At 57.2% G+C, this 20,325-nt stretch carries 19 protein-coding genes; 9 read left to right on the top strand and 10 right to left on the bottom strand.

Annotated elements, in window-relative coordinates; genetic code table 11:
* Positions 1-6: 6 nt before the first annotated feature.
* Positions 7-552 (bottom strand): glutathione peroxidase, encoded by a 546-nt coding sequence (locus QWY83_RS03080; RefSeq protein WP_249947217.1) that lies wholly within the window; start codon positions 550-552, stop codon positions 7-9.
* A 106-nt stretch (positions 553-658) separates the two neighbouring features.
* On the opposite strand from QWY83_RS03080, the gene QWY83_RS03075 reads away from it, so the two are divergent.
* Positions 659-1,837, top strand: coding sequence for an AMP-binding protein (locus QWY83_RS03075; RefSeq protein WP_249947218.1), 1,179 nt, complete (start codon positions 659-661; stop codon positions 1,835-1,837).
* Positions 1,834-2,907: a thiolase family protein gene (locus QWY83_RS03070; protein WP_249947219.1), complete on the top strand. Its 1,074-nt coding sequence runs from the start codon at positions 1,834-1,836 to the stop codon at positions 2,905-2,907. Before QWY83_RS03075 ends, QWY83_RS03070 begins: the two co-directional genes overlap by 4 nt.
* 41 nt (positions 2,908-2,948) lie before the next feature.
* On the opposite strand, the gene QWY83_RS03065 is transcribed toward QWY83_RS03070, so the two are convergent.
* The 7 genes from QWY83_RS03065 to repA all read right to left on the bottom strand — a co-directional run bounded on the left by QWY83_RS03065 (position 2,949) and on the right by repA (position 8,944).
* Positions 2,949-3,614, bottom strand: coding sequence for a nitroreductase (locus QWY83_RS03065; RefSeq protein WP_249947220.1), 666 nt, complete (start codon positions 3,612-3,614; stop codon positions 2,949-2,951).
* Between the two features lie 5 nt (positions 3,615-3,619).
* On the bottom strand, positions 3,620-4,171 hold the full coding sequence (locus QWY83_RS03060; RefSeq protein ID WP_249947221.1) for a biotin transporter BioY: 552 nt from the start codon (positions 4,169-4,171) through the stop codon (positions 3,620-3,622).
* Positions 4,172-4,201: 30 nt separating this feature from the next.
* Positions 4,202-4,816 carry an energy-coupling factor transporter transmembrane component T family protein gene (locus QWY83_RS03055; RefSeq protein WP_249947222.1) on the bottom strand — a complete coding sequence of 205 codons (615 nt, stop codon included), beginning with the start codon at positions 4,814-4,816 and terminating at the stop codon, positions 4,202-4,204.
* Positions 4,797-5,495, bottom strand: a complete 699-nt coding sequence (locus QWY83_RS03050) for an energy-coupling factor ABC transporter ATP-binding protein (RefSeq protein WP_249947223.1) — start codon at positions 5,493-5,495, stop codon at positions 4,797-4,799. Before QWY83_RS03050 ends, QWY83_RS03055 begins: the two co-directional genes overlap by 20 nt.
* A 55-nt stretch (positions 5,496-5,550) precedes the next feature.
* The gene (gene repC, locus QWY83_RS03045) at positions 5,551-6,672 is read right to left on the bottom strand and encodes a plasmid replication protein RepC (RefSeq protein WP_249947224.1); all 1,122 of its coding nucleotides are present in this window, start codon (positions 6,670-6,672) and stop codon (positions 5,551-5,553) included.
* 186 nt (positions 6,673-6,858) lie between these two features.
* Positions 6,859-7,755, bottom strand: a complete 897-nt coding sequence (repB, locus tag QWY83_RS03040; RefSeq protein WP_249947225.1) for a plasmid partitioning protein RepB — start codon at positions 7,753-7,755, stop codon at positions 6,859-6,861.
* Positions 7,745-8,944 (bottom strand): plasmid partitioning protein RepA, encoded by a 1,200-nt coding sequence (repA, locus tag QWY83_RS03035; RefSeq protein WP_249947226.1) that lies wholly within the window; start codon positions 8,942-8,944, stop codon positions 7,745-7,747. Before repA ends, repB begins: the two co-directional genes overlap by 11 nt.
* Before the next feature lie 220 nt (positions 8,945-9,164).
* On the opposite strand from repA, the gene QWY83_RS03030 reads away from it, so the two are divergent.
* Positions 9,165-10,136 (top strand): GAF domain-containing protein, encoded by a 972-nt coding sequence (locus QWY83_RS03030; protein ID WP_105236628.1) that lies wholly within the window; start codon positions 9,165-9,167, stop codon positions 10,134-10,136.
* 110 nt (positions 10,137-10,246) lie between these two features.
* The gene (gene adh / locus QWY83_RS03025; protein WP_105236629.1) at positions 10,247-11,767 is read left to right on the top strand and encodes an aldehyde dehydrogenase; all 1,521 of its coding nucleotides are present in this window, start codon (positions 10,247-10,249) and stop codon (positions 11,765-11,767) included.
* 124 nt (positions 11,768-11,891) lie between these two features.
* Here the strand turns inward: adh and QWY83_RS03020 are convergent, their stop codons facing one another.
* Together QWY83_RS03020 and QWY83_RS03015 are read right to left on the bottom strand one after the other, a co-directional pair.
* On the bottom strand, positions 11,892-12,779 hold the full coding sequence (locus tag QWY83_RS03020) for an FkbM family methyltransferase (RefSeq protein ID WP_249947227.1): 888 nt from the start codon (positions 12,777-12,779) through the stop codon (positions 11,892-11,894).
* 48 nt (positions 12,780-12,827) lie between these two features.
* Entirely contained in the window at positions 12,828-13,502 is a 675-nt protein-coding gene (locus QWY83_RS03015; RefSeq protein ID WP_249947228.1) for a GntR family transcriptional regulator, read from the bottom strand.
* A gap of 294 nt (positions 13,503-13,796) precedes the next feature.
* Here QWY83_RS03015 and acs point away from each other — a divergent pair, with 294 nt between their 5' ends.
* From acs to QWY83_RS02990, 5 genes are all read left to right on the top strand, one after another.
* Positions 13,797-15,749, top strand: a complete 1,953-nt coding sequence (gene acs / locus QWY83_RS03010) for an acetate--CoA ligase (RefSeq protein WP_249947229.1) — start codon at positions 13,797-13,799, stop codon at positions 15,747-15,749.
* Positions 15,750-15,881: 132 nt separating this feature from the next.
* On the top strand, positions 15,882-16,139 hold the full coding sequence (locus tag QWY83_RS03005) for a DUF4212 domain-containing protein (protein ID WP_067546907.1): 258 nt from the start codon (positions 15,882-15,884) through the stop codon (positions 16,137-16,139).
* A gap of 12 nt (positions 16,140-16,151) precedes the next feature.
* Positions 16,152-17,906, top strand: a complete 1,755-nt coding sequence (locus QWY83_RS03000; RefSeq protein WP_249947230.1) for a sodium:solute symporter family protein — start codon at positions 16,152-16,154, stop codon at positions 17,904-17,906.
* A gap of 91 nt (positions 17,907-17,997) precedes the next feature.
* Entirely contained in the window at positions 17,998-19,809 is a 1,812-nt protein-coding gene (locus tag QWY83_RS02995) for a DUF294 nucleotidyltransferase-like domain-containing protein (protein ID WP_249947231.1), read from the top strand.
* Between the two features lie 10 nt (positions 19,810-19,819).
* Complete coding sequence (locus tag QWY83_RS02990; protein ID WP_249947232.1) at positions 19,820-20,308, top strand: hypothetical protein; 489 nt, start codon at positions 19,820-19,822, stop codon at positions 20,306-20,308.
* The last annotated feature ends 17 nt before the right edge of the window (positions 20,309-20,325 follow it).

Raw genomic sequence — 20,325 nt, 5'->3', positions numbered from 1 at the left:
CGAAAATCAGGTGGTGAGTTCCGCTTCGATCAAATCGAGGATTTGGCGGTTGTCAGGTTTCGTGGTGCTGCCCCATGTGCCCTTGACCCGACCATCGGCACCAATCAGCACTTTGTTGAAATTCCACTGCGGGACAAAGCCATGATCCGTGGCGAGCCATTGATAGAACGGATGCGCCTCTGGCCCTTTGACATGGGTGATGTCGGTCATCGGTAGGGTCAGGTTAAAGTTCAGCTCGCAGAACTCTTTGACCTCATCAATCGACGACAACTCTTGGCGGAAGTCGTCGGACGGCACGGCGAGGACGATTAGACCGCGATCCGCATAGGCATCGTAGACTGCCTGCATCGCGTCATACTGCGGCGTGAACCCGCAGCGACTGGCCGAGTTGATCACCAGAACAGGATGCCCCGCCCAATCGGCGCTGTCGTGCATCCCACCATCCGCATTTACAAAGCTTACCCGTGGAAGAGGACTATCCCCCGCCGCAAAAGACGGCAGCGCAGCAGTGGCGCAGAGGGTGCCCAGAATAGAACGGCGCGTCAGGGTCATAGTGTCCTCCGATTGAGGTGTGCAACCTAAGATGGGGGTGAATGTAGCGCAGCCAGCGGCGTCGGCAACTCTGGTCCGATAGAGAGGGTTGCGCTATGGATTGGTCATGTCCGTCGCCACCGCCCCCCTGCGCCTCGCGCCATCACCTACTACCCGTTTGCTCTGCAACGGGGTAGAGGTGACGCGCCCCTATGTGGCTCGCGCCACGGGTGGCCCTGTCGATGTGATCGCGCCAAGCCCTCTGGCGACCGCCCTGCCCCGCCTCTTGGAGGCACTACACAGCGGTCAGAGCTTCTGCATTTCGCCCCGCCTGTTCGAGGCCGATGACGAGCCAGAGTATATACACACGCTCACCTCTGGTTCGACGGGCGCACCGAAACGTATCCGCCGTAGCTACGCGAGTTGGGTGAGCAGTTTCGCCGTGAACCGTGACCTCTTTGGAATTACTCCTGACGACCGTTCTGCGATCCTCGGCAGCTTGGATCAGTCGCTCGCGCTCTACGCGCTCTGCGAGGGTCTGTGGCAGGGCATCACCGTCGACGTCCTCAGCGACCTGCGCCCCGACCGTCAGACCGCCGCGATGGAGCAGACGACGATCCTTTACGCGACCCCCACGCAATTGCGCAGCGCCCTCCTCCGCCCCCTGCCCGCCTTGCGGCTGATCCTCGTCGGTGGCGGCCATCTGGATGCAGCGACCAAAGCACGCGTCGCTCAGATGGCACCGAACGCGCGGCTGCATGAATTTTACGGGGCGGCTGAGACGAGCTTTATCACCCTATCGGATGTATCCACGCCCGAGGGGTCCGTTGGCGCGCCCTACCCCGGTGTTGAGATCGACATTCGCGATGGCCTCGTTTGGGTCCGTTCACCCTACCTTTTTGACCACTACGTTGAGGGCTCCAGCGCCACCACTCAAACCCGCAAAGGCTGGGTCACCGTTGGCGAGATGGGAGAGATGCGCAACGGCCACCTCTTCCTCACAGGTCGTGCGGATCGCATGTTCACCGTCGCAGATCGCAACTACCACCCCGAAGCCGCAGAGGCCGCCCTATCCCAAATCGACGGCGTGCATGGGGTCGCTGTTTTGCCGATGCTGGACGACATGCGCGGGGCGGTTCCTGTGGCGCTCTATCACGGGATGATCACGCCCGAGGACCTCCAGTCCGCAGCCCGTGCCAATGGCATCCAAATCCGCCGCGCTTACCGTCTGTCGGACTGGCCCGCCTTACGCTCGGGCAAACCGAACCTCACCGCGCTGGCCGCTTTGCTGAGGAACCTCACATGACACCCCGCATCATCGCCGCCCGCCGCACCATCGTCGCGCCCAAGGGTGGCGCTTTGTCGGGATACGCGCTGCACGACCTCGCGGCACCTGTAATACTGGCGTGCCTCGCGGACGCTGGATTGCGCCCAGAGGACGTGGACGAGGTCATCCTATCGAACGCCATCGGTGGCGGCGGCAATCCCGCCCGTGTCGCCGCACTCGCCGCTGGTCTGCCGAGCCGCGTCGCGGGCCTGTCGATTGATCGGCAGTGCGCGGGTGGCCTCGATGCGATTGGGATCGCGATGGCATTGGTGCGCTCTGGTCAGGCCAAGGTCGTTTTGGCGGGCGGCGCAGAGTCCCATTCGCAACGACCGATCCGCATGGCGCAAACGCCTGACGGTCCCGTTGCCTACGACCGCCCCCCGTTCACCCCGTGGCCCGACCGTGACCCCGATCTGGCCGAGGCCGCGAATGCGCTGAACGTGCCTCGTGAACGGCAGGATGCTTGGGCCATTGATAGCCATGAAAAGGCGCTCTCTGCACGCACGGCGCTTCGGTTTGAAATCGTGCCCTTGGGCGATGAATTGGACGACCCGTTCACCCGCCGCCTTGCCCCGCGTTTGGTCGCCCGCGCCCCTGTCGTCACCGGAGAGTTGACAGCTGTCAACACCGCTGTCTCTGCCGATGCCGCCGCGTTCTGCCTTGTCGTGGCGGATGACGTTTTACCCGACCGCAATGCGCTGCTGCTGACCGACTACGCCTGTGTTGGCGGCGACCCGATGAACCCCGCGCTCGCCCCGATTGCCGCGATCAAAGCGGTCACGGACACCCCCGTCGATCAGGTCGAAATGATGGAGGCCTACGCCGCCCAAGCCATCGCCTGCGTGGAAGGCACACCGATCGATCCGCGCACCGTGAACCTCAAGGGCGGCGCATTGGCCCGTGGTCATCCGATTGGGGCCTCTGGCGCGATCCTGATGGTGCGTCTGTATCACGACCTTGCAGGGACGAACCGCACAGGATTGGCCGCAATTGCAGCGGCGGGCGGCATCGGTTCAGCGATCAAAGTGCAGGGTTTTGGAAAAAGTTGACAGCTGTCAACTTTGGGATCGGCTGGAAAAGTTGACAGCCGTCAACTTTCAAACCCACGGAAGGTCGCAAAGACATCCAGCGCGTCCCGCTCTGTCCGAAATTCGTTCACAGGATGGTCCGCCGCATAGCCAATCGCCACGCCTGCCACGACCATTTCATCGGCATCTAGCCCCAGATGGTCATGGATCAGATCACCGTAATTCGCCATAGCCCCGATCCCACAGGCCGCTAGCCCCGCATCCTGCACGGCGAGCAACATCGTCTGGATCGCCATCCCGAGGTCCATAAAGCACCCTGCGCCCATCTCACGATGGATCGTGATGATCATGCCCACAGGCGCGCCAAAGAAACGGTAATTGTGCTGAAACTGAACCTTCCGTCCCTCAAGGTCGCGTTTCTCTATGCCCAAAGCATCGTAGAGCGCAAAGCCAGCGGCCCTCTGACGGGCTTTTAGATCGGCGGGCATAGGGCGGGGGAAGTAGCTGTATTCGCTGACCTGAGGCCGATCCTCTGCAATTCCGTCGAGCAGGGCATCGGATAGGGATTTCAACGGTGCGCCAGTCAGGACATGGAACCGACCGGGCTGAAGGTTTGCACCCGAAGGCGCACAGCGGGCCAAGGTCAAAATCGTCTCTAATACAGCGCGATCCACGGGTTGATCCGTGAACGCCCGAACCGATCGACGATCCTCTATGGCCCGCCGCATTTCCATTACTGACGCGACAGAAGGCTTTGCGGACGGGCCTTAACCAAGGCACCAACCACGATGGCGGTCAGTACGACCTTAACCAGATCGCCAGGGATATAGGTCGCCATGATGGTGATCGAGGCCATCAGACCCTTGTCCGTCAGCATCCAGAACCCGCCAATACCCATGACATAAAGCACGACAATCCCACCGATCAGCGACGCGATGCCAGATGCAACCATCGCATCAATACGCAGGTTCTGCATCACAACACCCGTTACAAAGGCCGCGACGGGGAAACCGACGACAAAACCAGCGGTCGGCGATACGAAAACGCCCAAACCACCGCGTCCCCCCGCCAAAAGCGGCAGACCCAAGGCCACGAGGCCAATAAACAACAGCATCGACAGGCCGCCACGTTTCGCGCCCAAAACAGCGCCCGCAAGCATCACACCAAGGCTCTGCGCCGTCACAGGAATGCCCCAAGGCATCGGAATCGCGGGCAAAAGGCCCAAAACTGCAACGAGCGCCGCGAAAAGCGCGATCATCACAAGATCATTTTCTTTGGTTTGCATAATGTGTCCCCTGATTTGCGGGACGACATATCAGGGATTAAACGCTCCATCCAGCCCGCCGCGTGCACGCAGCGCGAGCGCCACATGATCGGCATCTTCGAGAACGCTGACGATCAGGGGCAGAATGATGTAAAACGTGGGCCGTTTCGTGGACCGAGCACGAAAAGCGTCCGCCATATGATTGGCCCGTTCCAAAAGCACAGGTACAAACCGCACAACGAGGGCAATTGAGAGCGCCAGAGGTTTGGGTGACAGTCCGATAAAGCGGGCAGGGGAGGCGAGCCAGATCACAAGGTCGATCAGATCGTCCAAACGGGTCGAAAGCGTCACTAAATTGGCCAAACTCACTGCAGTTGCCAATCGCAACACAATCGCGAAACCCGTGGCCGCATCACCCAAAATGACCTGCCAAAGCAGGATAAATCCGAGGAAAAACCGCAGTGGTTTCAGCATCCGGAGACCTTGGGCCGCGAATTTCGCACCAAACGACCGATAGAGCAGGGCGGTAAGTCCCGCAGCACCAGCAAGCAAAACTGGCGATTTCAGCAGGTATAGGGTCACAATAGCGATGGAAAGCAGTCCAAGTTTGACCCCAGCCCGCCAATTATGGAGCGGAGTGTGAATGTCAGAGGTGAGCGCCAGCATCATCCGCCTCCATCACCCGCAGATATTCGGGCAAAACGGTCTCTGGCGCACCATCTGCGATGATTTTTCCACCTTCGATCCAGAGAACGCGGTCATAATCCGCTATCATCGCAGGGTCATGCGTGATGTGAATCAGAGTCTGATCTAGCTGATTTAGTCTCTTTTGCAGGGCGCGTGTCGTGGGAATGTCCAACCCGCTGAACGGTTCGTCTAGAATGATCACCGAAGGCGCCATTGCGAGGACGGACATGAGGCACACAAGGTGGCGTTGCCCCTGACTTAGGGTCGAAACGGGGCGTTTGGCCCAGTCCGATTTGCCGAAATTGGCGAGGGTTTCATCGGTTTTCGTCGATGCATCGGCCTTAGAGTGCCCGAGCTGGCGTAACCCGAAGGAAATTTCCTCTTCAACAGTCGGGAAAATGATCTGATGATCGGGGTTCTGGAACAAAATGCCCACCGCAGAGAGCGAGGATTTTCGGTCGTTTAGGACGTCGATGCCGTTGATCAAAATTCGACCCTGTTCTGGGCGTATTAGACCCGAAAATGCCCGCGCCAGTGTCGATTTTCCAGAGCCATTTCGACCGACAATACCCACCCGCGCCTGGGTCAATTCGAGGGTGATTGTGTCGAGCACGGTTTTGTCGCCGTATTGGCAGGAAAGGGACTGTATCTGGATCATGGAGTTAGGGGGTCATAGCTGAAGTACGATGTAAAGGGGTGAGAGTTGACAGCTGTCAACTTTGTCGACGAGACAGAGCAATCATCATCGGCATCGGTGAAAATCCGCCTTGTTCGGCCTTTTGGGTGAGGCGGCGAAGGTAACCACCAGGTGATTTGATCTCTCCCATGCGCTGAAGGATGCCAGCACAGACAACAGAGGTGTTTTTCGGCCCCATGATTTTCATGGCATGATCCCACGTTTCAGCCGAGATACCCATCATGGCCTTAATGACCGACATTGCAGAGATGAAATCGTGCCAACTGCGAAGCGGTCGATTGGTAAAATCCGCGACATCGGGACAAGCGGTTAGAACCATCGGAAGCGGAACGGTGCTTTGTTCAGATTCAATAGTAGTATCATTTGAATTAGATTGGTGCCGGTCATTTTGGCTGTCGGTGCCGCTCATTTCTGATGATTTACCAACAGTCATTCCTAGCAAGTGATGGAGGTTTTCCACAAGCGCGTGAAGCCGCGTTTTGAGCGATGTTAGTGTCGAAATGTCCAGTTTACGGCGGAGCATTTTGCCGAGTTCGATCAGCGCCTCGCGAGGTTTGGTCCAGCGATCGTCGGCGTGATCTTCCATGCCAAAACTAATGAGTTTGTCGGCATCGCGTTTTAGGATCACGACTGTGTCGCGCAGTTCTTTTTTTTGCGCGTCCTCTTCGCGGATCTTTGTGGCGGCTTCGATGATTTCGTCGGCGCGCACCAAAAGGGGCCGAAGATCAAAGCCGTAGGCCCGTAGAACGCCGGTTCTACTTTTGACGGCGTAGCGTTTACCGTTCGGGCTGTCGTTGCGCAGAATGATGCCAGCCTCGACCAGAGCGGCGATGTGACGGCGGAGCGTGCTTTCGGGCATGCCGTGAGCGCGGGATGAGAGCGTTTCATTGGATGGAAACACGATCAACTGCTCGGACGCAGAGAGGTCATCGCCGCGATGAAAGGTTAACAATGCGTTCAGGACCGTGAGATCGCGGTCAGAGAGACCGAATTCTTTGCGCGCGGTGCAAAGTTCGCGGAAAAGCTCCCATTTATTCGCGTTCGGGAGGGCAGGGGCCTGTTGGCGAAGGGCGGCGCGTTCGATCAAACCAGCCGTTACTGGTCGCCGCCCAAAAGGCGTCGTTGCGTAAATGTCCATAGTTCATCACGGAGCAAAACTTTTTTGCCCGCCAGATTCGACGCCTGTTGACAGCTGTCAACTTTAGCCTGATATTCGGAAGTGCTAGAACACGAATAGGGCTCTCTGAGGTATCTGCTTTGGGGGGCCTTTTTCTTTGGGTTTTGCTGGGTCGTGCCTCCTAAGTTGTTGTTACTGCTCTATTATTCAGCCGTTCGACTGTTTCCAGTCGCGGTGAATTTCTTCCAGATGCGCCACCAACCATTCGTCAAAGCCGTCTTTGGGCAGGGTGAGCACTGTTTTATTCGGTTTGCGGGCAACCTGTGCGATCTCGGCACCGTTGGCGGTGATCCGGTTCGGTTTGGCTGCTGGCGTTTTGGGCAAGGTTAGAGACTTAAACACGGCCTCGAACCGCTGATCCGATCCTTCACCGACGGCGTTCGCAGTGAGATCCCGACCGTTGAGCTGATCGGCTAGTTTGCTCCACCGATCGCGGCCGATGGAGGGGGCCGCGCCGATGGCTTCGATCAGGGGTAGGGGGATCGAGTCGACGATCGATAACATCCGCGAAATGACGGTTTTATCGACGTTGAGCGCGTCACAGATCACTTTGCGTTCGTAACCAGCGTCCCGCATTTGGCGGGCAAAGTTGGCGCGTTCGATGAACGACAGATCGCGACGGGCAGAGTTTTCCTGACCCTGGGCAATCACCAGTTCGCGGTCATTCAAGACCCTAACCATGGCCGCAATGGGCTGTTTCAGCAGTTTTAGAGCCGCAACACGCCGCCGACCGTAGACCACCTGATAGCGTTCGGGGTCATTCGGATTAGGGCGGAGCAGAACGGGGACTTGCTGTCCGTAAAGTTTGATACTTTCTGCAAGGGCAGGGATGTCATCCGTTTCCAGACGGTCCTGCATACCCGCATCGTCGATCATCCGCGGATCGACCTGAATGATCGAGCGAGACTTGAGTTCGGCGATGGATTGGCTCACGGCACCGATGGCGCCCTTGCCGTAACGGGGTTTGGAGGGATCGACGCGCGTTTCGGTTGCGGGCGCAGCGGTGTTGTCCATCAAGCCGGTCAGAATACCTTTACGCGCCATTGGTCCGCCCCCATGCCTCTTGAACAAGCGTCTCTATTTCACCGCAAACGGCTGAAATACTCTCAATCGCGCGGTCATAGGTGGACCGCGTGAATTGGGACTTTTCGATCTCCCACAAGGTTTGTTTTGTCAGGCCAGCGTCTGAGATCGCAGTTGATTTCAGCATCGTGTGGTTCAAAACATGCTCACCAAACATGGAGCGCATGAAAGATACCATCTGGTTCTGCGGGCCATCGCCGGGTTCATACCGGGTCACCACGTAGCGCAGCCAGTCATAGGACATGTCGCCGCCTGCTTCGGCTACAACGCCGAGGAGGTTCGATGTCATCAACAGGAACTGACACATCGACATCACGTCGAGCATCTGCGGGTGAACCGTCACTAACACGGCGGTCGCGGCCGAAAGGGCCGACATTGTTAAGAACCCCAATTGGGGCGGGCAGTCTACGATAACCACGTCATAATCCTCTTCCACATCAGCGAGCGCGTCTCCCACTCTAGTGAAAAAAAGGTTACCATCCCGTTGGGCCAGCGCGCGGGGGGTATCGTGCTCGAACTCCATGAGGTCGAGGTTCCCCGGAATAATGTCCAGATTTCGGAAGTAAGTCTTTTGAATCACGTCACGAATTGGAACGGGGTTGTCATAGCGGATCGCGTCATAAAGCGTTCCACCGTCCAGTAGGTCGAACTCTGGCTGGAACCCATGCAACGCAGAGAAAGACGCCTGAGGGTCGATGTCGATCGCCAAAACGCGGTATCCGTCGAGAGCCATCTTCTGCGCGAGGTGCGCCGAGGTCGTCGTTTTACCAGAGCCACCTTTGAAGTTGATGACCGAAATCACCTGTAGATGATCGCCATCGCGACGACCGGGCATATAGGTGCCGGGAACCTTCGCGCCTTTTTCGAGGTATTCGCGAAGAGCTACGATATCGTCGGGCGAATAATAGCGGCGTCCGTTGCCACGGATTTCAGGATCGGGGCCTTTGGAATCGAGACTAAGCTTGCGCAAATAGGCATCTTTGACGCCAAGCAGGTCAGCGACTTCACCACTGGTGAATTTGCGCAGCTCTTTGGTCGCGTTCGGCGGAAAAAGCTGGGCACGGTGTGCTTGCAACCGCTCTGATAGCATCGCGGCGTGTTGACCAACGATGGTATCAATACGTAGGTTTGTCTTGGGTTCTTGACCCATCTGACCCTCTCTTCTCGCCTCTGTGGCCACCGTTTGTTACGGTTTTTGCCGTTATTTTCGTATTTTGCGTATATTACTGCGACAGGATTTGGATTCTGGCAAGAGTTTTCCACAGATTTTGTGCAAACTTCTTTTTAGGTTGTGTGGTTGCACTTCCGCGTGAGTTGAGACCAAAGTCGCGACGTTGCTCGATAAGACTATATGTTAAGGCTTTTGCGACATGACTCGTAGCTCTCATATCGACCGCGTGATGCAGTCCCTTTCGTCCGGATCGGCGGCGGCGCGATCGCGTTTGGCAGCGTCGTGGCTACGGTCGGCTAAGAACTACGGTTTGGATCCCGCGATGCGCGAAATGCGCGACTCGCTCGATTCTTCGTCGTTGAAGGGTCGCATGGCCGCGATGGAGCGGGTGTTGCACGTCGCGTCGCCGAAACTGGACAACCTCTTTGGTCTGATCGGGCATTCTGGTTGCGGCGTTCTATTAACGGACGCGGATGGGATCGTCCTGGAAAAACGCTGTTCCGACGGGGACTCGGAAGTGTTCAAGGAATGGGGCCTCTGGCCTGGTCACGACTGGAGCGAGGCTGCCGAGGGCACGAACGGCATCGGCACCTGTTTGGCAGAGCAACGACAGATCACCATTCACCGCACCGACCATTTCATGGCGAAAAATATCGCGATGAGCTGTATGGATGCGCCGATTTTCGGGCCTGATGGCGCGTTAATTGCCGCGCTGGATGTGTCGTCGGCGCGGGCGGACCAGACCGAAGGCTATAACCGTTTGATCGGCGCGATGGTCGTTCAAACCGCCCAACAGATCGAAGCGGAGGTGTTTCGGTCGTCGTTCGCGGGCAAACGCATCCTTGTGGCCGAAGGCGACGCGACGGGTGCGGCGCTTTTGGCGGTGGATGGGGACGATATCGTTGTCGGTGCGACCCGCGCAGCCCGTAAGGCCTTTGGTCTGAACGCGATGGGGCACCTCGCGCCGCGTCCTGCCGTGGACCTTTTGGGGCGTGACGGACAAGAAACTGGCTTTGATCGTGGGGAAAAGGCGGCGGTGAAACGTGCGCTTGTTCGTGCAGAGGGCAACGTGTCGGCGGCGGCGCGGGCCTTGGGTATTGGGCGCGCCACGATGTATCGCCGTATGAAACGCCTCGGTCTCAGCGAAAGTGGCGCTGACCTGTCTCAGTAGTGAGACAGGTGGGGCAGGGCGGCTGAGACACCCCCCTGCACAAGGCACCGTGATTCCATTCATCTCTTCTGCATACCGCGGCAAACGCGGTTCTTAGGAGGAGAAATCACATGAACCAGATGACCCAAGTCGTCGACTATTTCGTTAACCCATTCAAAGATCGCTATGACAACTTTATCGGCGGCAAATGGGTTGCCCCAGTTTCCGGCAAATACTTTGACAACATCACCCCGATCACCGGTGAAGTGGTATGTCAGGTTGCCCGCTCCGACGCAGCAGACATCGAGCTCGCACTCGACGCAGCACATGCTGCAAAAGACGCATGGGGCAAAACTTCGCCCGCAGAGCGTTCGAACATCCTGCTGAAAATCGCAGACCGTCTCGAAGAAAACCTGCACCAGCTGGCATCCGCTGAAACCTGGGACAACGGTAAGCCGATCCGCGAAACCGTAAACGCTGACATCCCGCTGTCGGTTGACCACTTCCGTTACTTTGCTGGCGTTCTGCGCGCTCAAGAAGGCAACATGTCGGAAATCGATCACGACACCGTTGCGTATCACTTCCACGAGCCTCTCGGCGTTGTTGGTCAGATCATTCCGTGGAACTTCTCGGTTCTGATGGCGGCATGGAAACTGGCGCCTGCGCTGGCTGCGGGTAACTGCATCGTGCTGAAACCAGCAGAGCAAACCCCTGCTGCGATCATGGTTCTGATCGACATCATCGCAGACCTTCTGCCTGCTGGCGTTCTGAACATCGTAAACGGCATGGGCGCAGAAGTTGGCGCACCGCTGGCACGTTCGCCGCGCATCGCGAAAATCGCGTTCACTGGTTCGACGGAAACTGGCCGCAAAATCATGCAGGCAGCGACCGAAAACCTGATCCCTGTGACTCTGGAACTCGGCGGTAAATCCCCGAACATCTTCTTCTCGGACGTTATGGCCGAAGACGATGCGTTTCTCGACAAAGCGGTCGAAGGTTTCGTTCTCTTTGCCTTCAACCAAGGCGAAGTTTGCACCTGCCCGTCGCGTGCTCTGATCCAAGAAGACATCTACGATCGCTTCATCGAAAAGTGCATCGAGCGTGTGAAGGCGATCAAACAAGGCGACCCGCGCGATATGAACACCATGGTTGGTGCTCAGGCGTCCCAAGAGCAGCAGGATAAAATCATGTCCTACCTGCAAATCGGTCGTGACGAAGGCGCGGAAGTTCTGGTTGGTGGTGATGCTGCTCGTTTCAACGGTGACATCGCGAACGGTTTCTACGTTCAGCCGACCGTTCTGAAAGGCCACAACAAGATGCGCGTGTTCCAAGAAGAGATCTTTGGACCGGTCGTCTCTGTCACCACCTTTAAAGACGAAGCAGAAGCGCTGCAGATCGCAAACGACACCATGTACGGCCTCGGCGCTGGTGTATGGACCCGCGATGCAACCCGTTGCTACCGCTTTGGCCGCGCCATCGAAGCTGGCCGCGTCTGGGTAAACAACTACCACGCATACCCTGCACATGCTGCATTCGGCGGCTACAAGCAGTCGGGTATTGGCCGTGAAACTCACAAGATGATGCTGGACCACTACCAGCAAACCAAAAACATCCTGATGAGCTACAACCCGAACAAGCTGGGCTTCTTCTAAGCCTTGCTTCCTCCAGCTGCGGACCCTTAGCCGGGGTCCGCAGTCCCTAATTATCAACGGCCACGCCCCTCCTCCCAGAGGGCGTGGCCGTTTGTTTATTGGGGTGCTGCTTTGAGGCCTGTGGTCAACGTAGGCGTTGTTTGGGAATGTTATCGAAGTAGCGGTTGATCACATCCTCAGTGATCACCGACCGTTCCACCAGAATATCGAGCGCATAGAGCGTCACATCGAACAGGCCCATGATCGCATCGCCGATGATGGCGAGCTTTTTGAGCTGTTCGTCGGTGAAGCTGTCCACGATCCGCAAATCCCGGACAAAGAACGCGTCGCCATCGACGGCTTGGGCGAAGTCATGACGACGGATTCGGCCACGGTGCCGACGGGCGAGGCTGACGTGTTTCATTGACGCGAACCGCAGGAATTCGAACCCCTGCGCGACGATCTCGGCCTCTAGCTCTCCGTATCTGGGTTCACCACGGTAGAGCGGGAACATGCGGACTTCGGTTTGGAGAGCGATCGCGTTGGAGAGTTTCTGTTTCCCGTGTTCGAGGATCGCTTTTTCGCTGCCCTGCACATCGATTTTGAGGAAATCGACGGTGGGCACCTCTTTGAGACTGTCCAGCTTGCGTGTCTTGATTTTGATCGTGCCTTTTTCAGTCATGCCCTTCACGAACCCAAGGTAGCGGGCACTGTCCTCATCGGCGGGGAAAATCGAGGTAAATCCGCCCTGCTGGTTGAGGTGTAACGTTTTTGACGTTCCATCTCCTAACGCGTGGGGCAGGTAGGTTTCATGGGCTGATTTGCGGTCATTTAGCGCGGCGAGGGCGTCCTCTTGGGGTTCAAAACCAAACACTTCGGCGTGTCCGTGGTCGAGGAGCGGTTTGTAGGACACATCCCCTTCGATCAGGGGGTTGGCGCCGATATCCAAGACCCGCAGGCGTTCCTTCGGACGCAAGTCGGCGATCAGCGTGTTCATTCGGTGAACGTCAGCAGGTGTCATATCAGTGCCCATTTCCTCATCCCCGAACAGGGTGACGGCTCAGGGCCTTGAGTTCAACCTCTACTTCCGACCCAATCCTGCCTCGACCGCGCTTGCGTGTTTGCGGAAGTGGCGGTCGATGAGGTGGGCGGCGTCGTCGGCTTTGCGGGCGATGACGGCGTCAAAGATGTCTTGGTGTTCGGCGCGGCTGTCGATGGGCATCTTGCGCCATGGGGCCGCGATCTGGATGTAACGCATCCAGTGGGTCTGGTGCAGATCGCGCATATCGGCGAGCCAGCGGTTGCCGTGGGCGGCGACGGTGGCATCGTGGAAATCGCGGTTCGCCTGTTCCCAGTGTTTTGCGCGTTCGGCGGGGATCGACTCTTCGACGCGGGCGAGGCGGTGGTGGGCAACGACAAGGCCGCTTTCCCAATCCTGATCACCGCGTTCGATCGCCAATCGGACGCCCTGCACTTCGATCATGCAGCGCATATCGACCAATTCGCGGAAGTCGGACAGGGACACTGGCGCCGCCTTGAACCCGCGCTGGCCTTCGGTCGTAACGAGGTTTTCAACGAGCAGACGCGACAGCGCTTCGCGCACGGTAGAGGAACCGACGCCATAGCGCGCGCGCAATTCTTCGACTCGCATTTTCGCCGAGGGCGCGATGGCCCCGGTGAGAAGGGAGTCGCGCAGGTCAGCGTAGACGCTTTCGATGGCGGTCTTGAACCCGTCTATGTCGCGTTGAAAAGCCACCGGCCCGTTTTTCCCATTCTTTGGTCGTATGTGCGTATATCGGTTGTCTGCTGGCTTCTGTCAAAGGTCAGAAAGTGCCGTTGCGTCAAAGTGCAGAAAAACAAAGGAAATTTTGCGAATCTGCAAAACGGTTTACTGTTTTTCAATTCTGTTGGTAAAAGATTTTACAAAAAAATACTGTTAGCGCTTATGTTTATGCGACCGTTGACAGGAAAATGGTGTATGACCACAGTCAAGTAAGCTTGGGGAGAGGAGCCCCGAGCCGAGATTTACAAAATGCTCGGGAGGAATTTCATGACTGACAAGATTTATCCGCCGTCCGAAGAGGTGGTAAAACGCGCTCATATCGACGCGGCGAAATACAAAGAGATGTATGCGGCTTCGGTGAACGATCCCGTGGCATTCTGGGGTGAGCACGGTAAGCGCCTGGACTGGATGCAGCCTTACTCGCAGGTAAAGAACACATCGTTCGAACACGGCAAAGTCGACATCAAGTGGTTTGAAGACGGCGTGATCAACGCAGCATATAACTGTGTGGACCGTCACCTCGCGACCCGCGGCGATCAGACCGCAATCATTTTCGAGCCTGACTCGCCTGATGAGCCTGCGCAGCACATCACCTATAATGAGCTGTCCGAGAAGGTGAACCGTTTCGCAAACGTCCTGCTGAGCCAAGGCGTGATGCGCGGCGACCGCGTTGTGATCTATCTCCCGATGATCCCCGAGGCTGCTTACGCGATGCTCGCTTGTGCGCGTATCGGTGCTGTCCATTCGATCGTGTTCGCGGGCTTCTCGCCTGACGCACTGGCAAACCGCATCAACGACTCTGGTGCAAAGGTTGTTATCACTGCTGACACCGCACCACGTGGTGGTCGTCGCACTGCACTGAAATCCAACTGTGACGCAGCGCTTCTGCACTGCTCGGACAAGGTGCGTTGCCTTGTTGTAAAACACACTGGTGATCAGACCACTTGGATCGATGGTCGTGACGTTGACGTGAAATACCTCATGTCTCACGCATCGCCAGATTGCCCCGCACGTCCGATGAATGCAGAAGACCCGCTGTTCATCCTCTACACCTCGGGTTCGACTGGTAAGCCGAAGGGCGTTGTGCACTCGACCGGTGGTTATCTGGTCTATGCAGCGATGACTCACGAATACACCTTCGACTACCATGAAGGCGACGTATACTGGTGTACCGCTGACGTGGGTTGGGTGACTGGCCACTCCTACATCGTCTATGGCCCGCTCGCTAACGGCGGCACCACCCTGATGTTCGAAGGCGTTCCGACCTACCCAGACGCTGGCCGTTTCTGGGCTGTGTGTGAAAAGCACAAGGTTACTCAGTTCTACACCGCACCGACTGCGATCCGTTCGCTGATGGGCATGGGTAAAGAGTTTGTTGAGAAATACGACCTGTCGTCGCTCCGCATCCTCGGCACCGTGGGTGAGCCGATCAACCCAGAAGCTTGGAACTGGTACAACGATGTTGTCGGCAAAGGCACACGTCCGATCGTTGACACATGGTGGCAGACCGAAACTGGTGGTCACATGCTGACACCGCTTCCGGGTGCAACCCCGACGAAGCCGGGTTCGGCAACCACGCCGTTCTTTGGTGTGCAGCCAGTTCTGCTCGATGCGACCACTGGTAAAGAGATCGACGAGATCGAAGCCGAAGGCGTTCTCTGCATCAAAGACTCGTGGCCGGGTCAGATGCGCACCGTTTACGGTGACCACGAGCGCTTTATGCAGACCTACTTCTCTGACTTCAAAGGCTACTACTTCACGGGTGACGGCTGCCGCCGTGACGCAGACGGTTACTACTGGATCACGGGCCGCGTTGATGACGTGATCAACGTATCGGGTCACCGTATGGGCACCGCCGAAGTGGAATCCGCGCTGGTGGCTCATGCTGCTGTCGCTGAGGCCGCGGTTGTTGGCTACCCGCACGACATCAAAGGTCAGGGCATCTACTGCTACGTCACCTTGATGAACGGTGTTGAGCCGACTGCTGAACTTCAGAAAGAGCTGGAAGTTTGGGTCCGCACAGAGATCGGTCCGATTGCTAAACCAGACGTGATCCAGTGGGCACCTGGTCTGCCAAAGACACGTTCGGGCAAAATCATGCGTCGCATCCTGCGTAAAATCGCAGAAAATGACACTGGAAGCCTCGGCGACACATCTACGCTTGCCGATCCGTCCGTTGTAGACGATCTTATTAAGAATTCGGTCCACAATAAGGGCTGAACCGTATGAACGCGGGAACTTCACCCGCGTTCTACTAAAACCCCGAAAGGGGGGAGGGAGCAGGGCGTACGCGCCCTGTTATATTACCCTTCGGTTGAGGGACCGAAGGTGGGGTAACTTGGAGGAAATTCAATGGCTAACAATGGCGACAACAACGCCTACTGGGCAGCCAACAAGCGGATCATCGGCATCAGCCTCGTGATCTGGTTTGTTGTTTCGTTCGGTTTTGGCATCCTGCTGCGTCCGGTGCTTTCGGGCATCGCAATCGGTGGCACCGATCTGGGCTTCTGGTTCGCACAACAAGGTTCGATCCTTGTCTTTCTTGTTCTTATCTTTGTCTACGCTGCAAAGATGAACAAGCTCGACAAAGAGCACGGCGTGGACGAGTAAGGAGCACAACCAATGGATCAGTTTACGCTTAACCTGCTGGTTGTTGGTGCGACTTTCGCGCTCTACATCGGCATCGCGATCTGGGCTCGCGCCGGATCTACTTCTGAATTCTATGCTGCAGGCCGTGGTGTTCACCCGGTTCTCAACGGCATGGCGACCGGCGCTGACTGGATGTCGGCAGCATCGTTCATCTCGATGGCTGGTATTATCGCATTCGGCGGCTACGACACTTCGGCTTACCTCATGGGTTGGACCGGTGGTTACGTTCTGCTCGCAATGCTTCTGGCACCTTACCTGCGTAAGTTCGGTAAATTCACCGTGCCGGAATTCATCGGCGACCGTTTCTACAGCCAAACTGCACGTACCGTTGCGGTTATCTGTCTGATCATCGCATCTGTTACCTACGTTATCGGTCAGATGACCGGCGTTGGTGTTGCGTTCTCGCGCTTCCTCGAAGTGTCGAACTCGACCGGCCTGTTCATCGGTGCTGCAATCGTATTCATGTACGCTGTTCTCGGCGGCATGAAAGGCATCACCTACACTCAGGTTGCTCAGTACGTTGTTCTGATCATCGCATACACCATTCCGGCTGTGTTCATCTCGCTCCAGCTGACTGGCAACCCGATCCCGGGTCTGGGTCTGTTCTCTGACTCTGTTGCGACCGGCCAACCGATCCTTCAGGACCTCGAAGGTCTTCTGAGCGATCTCGGCTTCAAGTCGTACCTCGCACAGTCTGACACCACCCTGAACATGTTCCTGTTCACCGTATCGCTCATGATCGGTACTGCAGGTCTGCCGCACGTTATCGTTCGCTTCTTCACGGTTCCGACCGTTAAAGACGCACGTTCGTCGGCTGGTTGGGCTCTGGTGTTCATCGCGCTTCTGTACCTGACCGCTCCGGCTGTTGGTGCAATGGCTCGTCTGAACCTGATCAACACCTTCTACCCGAACGGCACATCGGAAGCTGCGCTTTCGCTTGCTGAAATCGAAGCTGGTGTAGACGCACAGGGCAACGACGTGAACTGGGTGAACAACTGGGCTAAAACCGGTCTGCTGTCGTTCGACGACAAAAACGGCGACGGCGCTATCACCTATGCAAACGGCGACGCAAACGAGCTGACCGTTAACCGTGACATCATGGTTCTGGCTAACCCTGAAATCGCACAGCTTCCGGGCTGGGTGATCGCACTGGTTGCTGCTGGTGGTCTTGCTGCTGCGCTTTCGACCGCTGCGGGCCTTCTGATGGCTATCGCATCGGCTGTTTCGCACGACCTGATCAAATCTCAGATCAACCCGAACATCTCGGAAAAAGGCGAACTGATGGCTGCACGTGTTGCAATGGCTGTTGCTATTGCAGTTGCAACCTGGCTCGGCCTTAACCCTCCGGGCTTCGCTGCACAAACCGTTGCTCTCGCATTTGGTCTGGCTGCTGCGTCGATCTTCCCTGCGATCCTGATGGGCATCTTCTCGAAGCGCATCAACAACAAGGGTGCAGTGGCTGGTATGCTCGCTGGTCTGATCACAACCATCGTTTACATCTTCCTGCACAAAGGTTGGTTCTTCGTCGCATCGACTGCGTCCTTCTCGGATGCTGACCCGCTGCTTCTGTCGATCAAATCGACCTCGTTCGGTGCTGTAGGCGCTCTGATCAACTTCATCGTAGCTTACCTCGTGTCCAACGCGACCGAAGAAGTTCCGGCTGACGTTCAGGAGCTGGTTGAAAGCATCCGCATTCCGCGCGGTGCAGGTTCGGCTATTGACCACTAAGGTTGACGTAGGTCAGTGCAAAACCTGACCCGTGACAATATGATCGGGCGCGGGAGTATATCCCGCGCCCTTTTTCGATCACGAGGCTCCTTTGGAACACGCAGATATTATTCGGTTTCTCGCAACCACTCACCCTTATGACGGACTAGAGCGGCACGACATTAAAACGGTTGGTGCGGGGCTGATCCGCCGTGATGTTGTGACGGGCGAAACGATCTACAGCCATGATGATCCGCTCGAAGGGGTTTACCTGATTGAGGACGGCACGGTTGAGGTCACGGATGCGTCTGGTGCTTTGGTGTCGATCTTGGGCGCACGAAACCATTTCGGCGAAAGGGGTCTCTTGCGGGACGGGAAGGCCGCAACCAATGCCCGCGCGGCGAGCGATTGTGTGCTTCACCTATTTCCCGCTGATGCGTTTTTGAACGCGGTCAAACACTTCGCGACATTTAACCGATATTTCACCCGTGGCGGTGCCCGTGGCATCACCCAAGGCGGGATTTTAACGCTGCATGTCGCGGACATGTTGGCGCATGAACCGATCACCTGCGTGCCCGATCTGGCGATCAAGGACGCCGCGCGGCTGATGCGGGATGAACGGATTTCATCGCTCGGGGTTGAGGAAAACGACAAGCTGGTCGGCATCCTCACCGTGCGCGATATGAACAACAAAGTTCTGGCAGAGGGTCTAAATCCTGACCTGCCTGTCTACACCATCATGACCCGCAACCCTGTGACGCTGGACCCGTCAGCCTTGGGGTCGGACGTGATGCATATGATGATCGACCACCGCATCGGTCACTTGCCGATCGTTGAGAATGGCAAGTTCCGTGGGATGATCACCCAGACCGACCTGACGCGGTTCCTCGCCACCTCGCAGGCGCATATGATCGCCGATTTGGGCCGCGCGACCAGCGTTGAGGAAATGTCCGAGGTGACGAAACGTCTGCCCGATTTCCTCATGCAGTTGGTCGGTAGCCACCTTGCCCACGACGTTGTTACCCGCAAAGTCACCGACGTGGCCGACATCGTAACCCGTCGTCTGCTTAAGATGGCTGAGGTTAAATTCGGCCCCGCACCCGTGCCCTATTGCTGGGCCGCGTGTGGCAGCCAAGGTCGCCGCGAACAAACGGGCGTGTCGGATCAGGATAATTGTTTGATCATCCACGACAGTGCGACCGACGATGATATGAAGTATTTCGCGCAGCTCGCGACCTTTGTTTGTGACGGACTGAACGCCTGCGGCTATGTCTATTGCCCCGGTGATATGATGGCGACAGCCGACCGTTGGCGGCAGCGCCTGTCGGTCTGGCAGAGCTATTTCCGCATGTGGATTGCCAAACCGAACGAAGAAGCGCAGATGTTGGCCTCCGTCATGTTCGACCTGCGGCCTATCGCGGGGGACGAGACGCTCTTTTCCGAACTTCAGGGCGATACGCTGGCGATGGCGGCAAAGGATTCCATCTTTGTCGCGCATATGGCGTCGAATTCGCTCAAACACGTGCCGCCGCTGTCGCTGTTCCGTGGGTTCGCGACGATCAAATCAGGTGAACACCGCAATACGCTCGATATGAAACACAACGGCGTTGTGCCGATAGTCGACCTTGGGCGGATTTATGCGCTCAAGGGTCAGATCGCTGCGGTGAATACACGCGCGCGCATCGATAGCGCGATCGAGGCCGGCATTGTGTCCGAGGCAGGGGGCGCCGACCTCTTGGCCGCGTATGACACCATCGCCACTGTGCGCCTAAACCATCAAGCGGCGCAGGTCCGTTCGGGGCAAAAGCCCGACAACTACCTGACGCCATCATCGTTACCAGCTTTCGAGCGGTCGCACCTTCGCGACGCGTTCGTCATCGTAAGAACCATGCAAAGCGCCCTGTCATCCTCGGCAGCGCGTTAAGGGAGGACGCATGTTATATGAATTAGTCGCGGTCGTGATCGCGGGCGTGGGGATGGCAGGGATTGCCTTCGGCATACGGAAAATCACTCGTAACCGCGCACCACAATGGATCGTGCCTGTGATGGCTGGCCTCGGGATGTTGGGGCTGAGCGTCTACAACGAATACTCGTGGTTTGAAGTAACCTCGGGGGGCCTGCCCGAGGGCGCAGAAGTCATCGACACCGCAGAGGTCAAAGCGTTTTACAAACCGTGGACCTACGCTTGGCCGCAGGTCGAAGGCTTTTTGGCCGTTGCAGATGTCACTGACACAGCGGCGACAGGTGAACGCGAGGCGGTTCTCTATCGCATGATGCGTTGGCAACCCGAGCAGGTGATTGCTGTTCGGTTCAAATGTGAAACCTCGGAAATTGCGCGGGTTTTGGCGGATGGCGGTGCTGAACCCTTTGCGCCGCTCGACCCCCAAGACCCAATGATGCAGGCGGTGTGTTCCCGCTCTTAATGTTGTGTGGAGAGTAA

It is taken from the genome of Marivivens donghaensis (assembly GCF_030410045.1).
GTDB classification, from domain to species: domain Bacteria; phylum Pseudomonadota; class Alphaproteobacteria; order Rhodobacterales; family Rhodobacteraceae; genus Marivivens; species Marivivens donghaensis.
The sequence above is the reverse complement of the archived record's forward strand: the minus strand, read 5'-3'. Positions and strand labels throughout refer to the sequence as shown.

Coding starts and splice junctions, on each gene's coding strand:
- QWY83_RS03080 (WP_249947217.1), bottom strand. CDS start 552: ATGACCCTGACGCGCCGTTCTATTCTGGGCACCCTCTGCGCCACTGCT.
- QWY83_RS03075 (WP_249947218.1), top strand. CDS start 659: ATGTCCGTCGCCACCGCCCCCCTGCGCCTCGCGCCATCACCTACTACC.
- QWY83_RS03070 (WP_249947219.1), top strand. CDS start 1,834: ATGACACCCCGCATCATCGCCGCCCGCCGCACCATCGTCGCGCCCAAG.
- QWY83_RS03065 (WP_249947220.1), bottom strand. CDS start 3,614: ATGCGGCGGGCCATAGAGGATCGTCGATCGGTTCGGGCGTTCACGGAT.
- QWY83_RS03060 (WP_249947221.1), bottom strand. CDS start 4,171: ATGCAAACCAAAGAAAATGATCTTGTGATGATCGCGCTTTTCGCGGCG.
- QWY83_RS03055 (WP_249947222.1), bottom strand. CDS start 4,816: ATGCTGGCGCTCACCTCTGACATTCACACTCCGCTCCATAATTGGCGG.
- QWY83_RS03050 (WP_249947223.1), bottom strand. CDS start 5,495: ATGATCCAGATACAGTCCCTTTCCTGCCAATACGGCGACAAAACCGTG.
- repC (WP_249947224.1), bottom strand. CDS start 6,672: ATGGACATTTACGCAACGACGCCTTTTGGGCGGCGACCAGTAACGGCT.
- repB (WP_249947225.1), bottom strand. CDS start 7,755: ATGGCGCGTAAAGGTATTCTGACCGGCTTGATGGACAACACCGCTGCG.
- repA (WP_249947226.1), bottom strand. CDS start 8,944: ATGGGTCAAGAACCCAAGACAAACCTACGTATTGATACCATCGTTGGT.
- QWY83_RS03030 (WP_105236628.1), top strand. CDS start 9,165: ATGACTCGTAGCTCTCATATCGACCGCGTGATGCAGTCCCTTTCGTCC.
- adh (WP_105236629.1), top strand. CDS start 10,247: ATGAACCAGATGACCCAAGTCGTCGACTATTTCGTTAACCCATTCAAA.
- QWY83_RS03020 (WP_249947227.1), bottom strand. CDS start 12,779: ATGGGCACTGATATGACACCTGCTGACGTTCACCGAATGAACACGCTG.
- acs (WP_249947229.1), top strand. CDS start 13,797: ATGACTGACAAGATTTATCCGCCGTCCGAAGAGGTGGTAAAACGCGCT.
- QWY83_RS03005 (WP_067546907.1), top strand. CDS start 15,882: ATGGCTAACAATGGCGACAACAACGCCTACTGGGCAGCCAACAAGCGG.
- QWY83_RS03000 (WP_249947230.1), top strand. CDS start 16,152: ATGGATCAGTTTACGCTTAACCTGCTGGTTGTTGGTGCGACTTTCGCG.
- QWY83_RS02990 (WP_249947232.1), top strand. CDS start 19,820: ATGTTATATGAATTAGTCGCGGTCGTGATCGCGGGCGTGGGGATGGCA.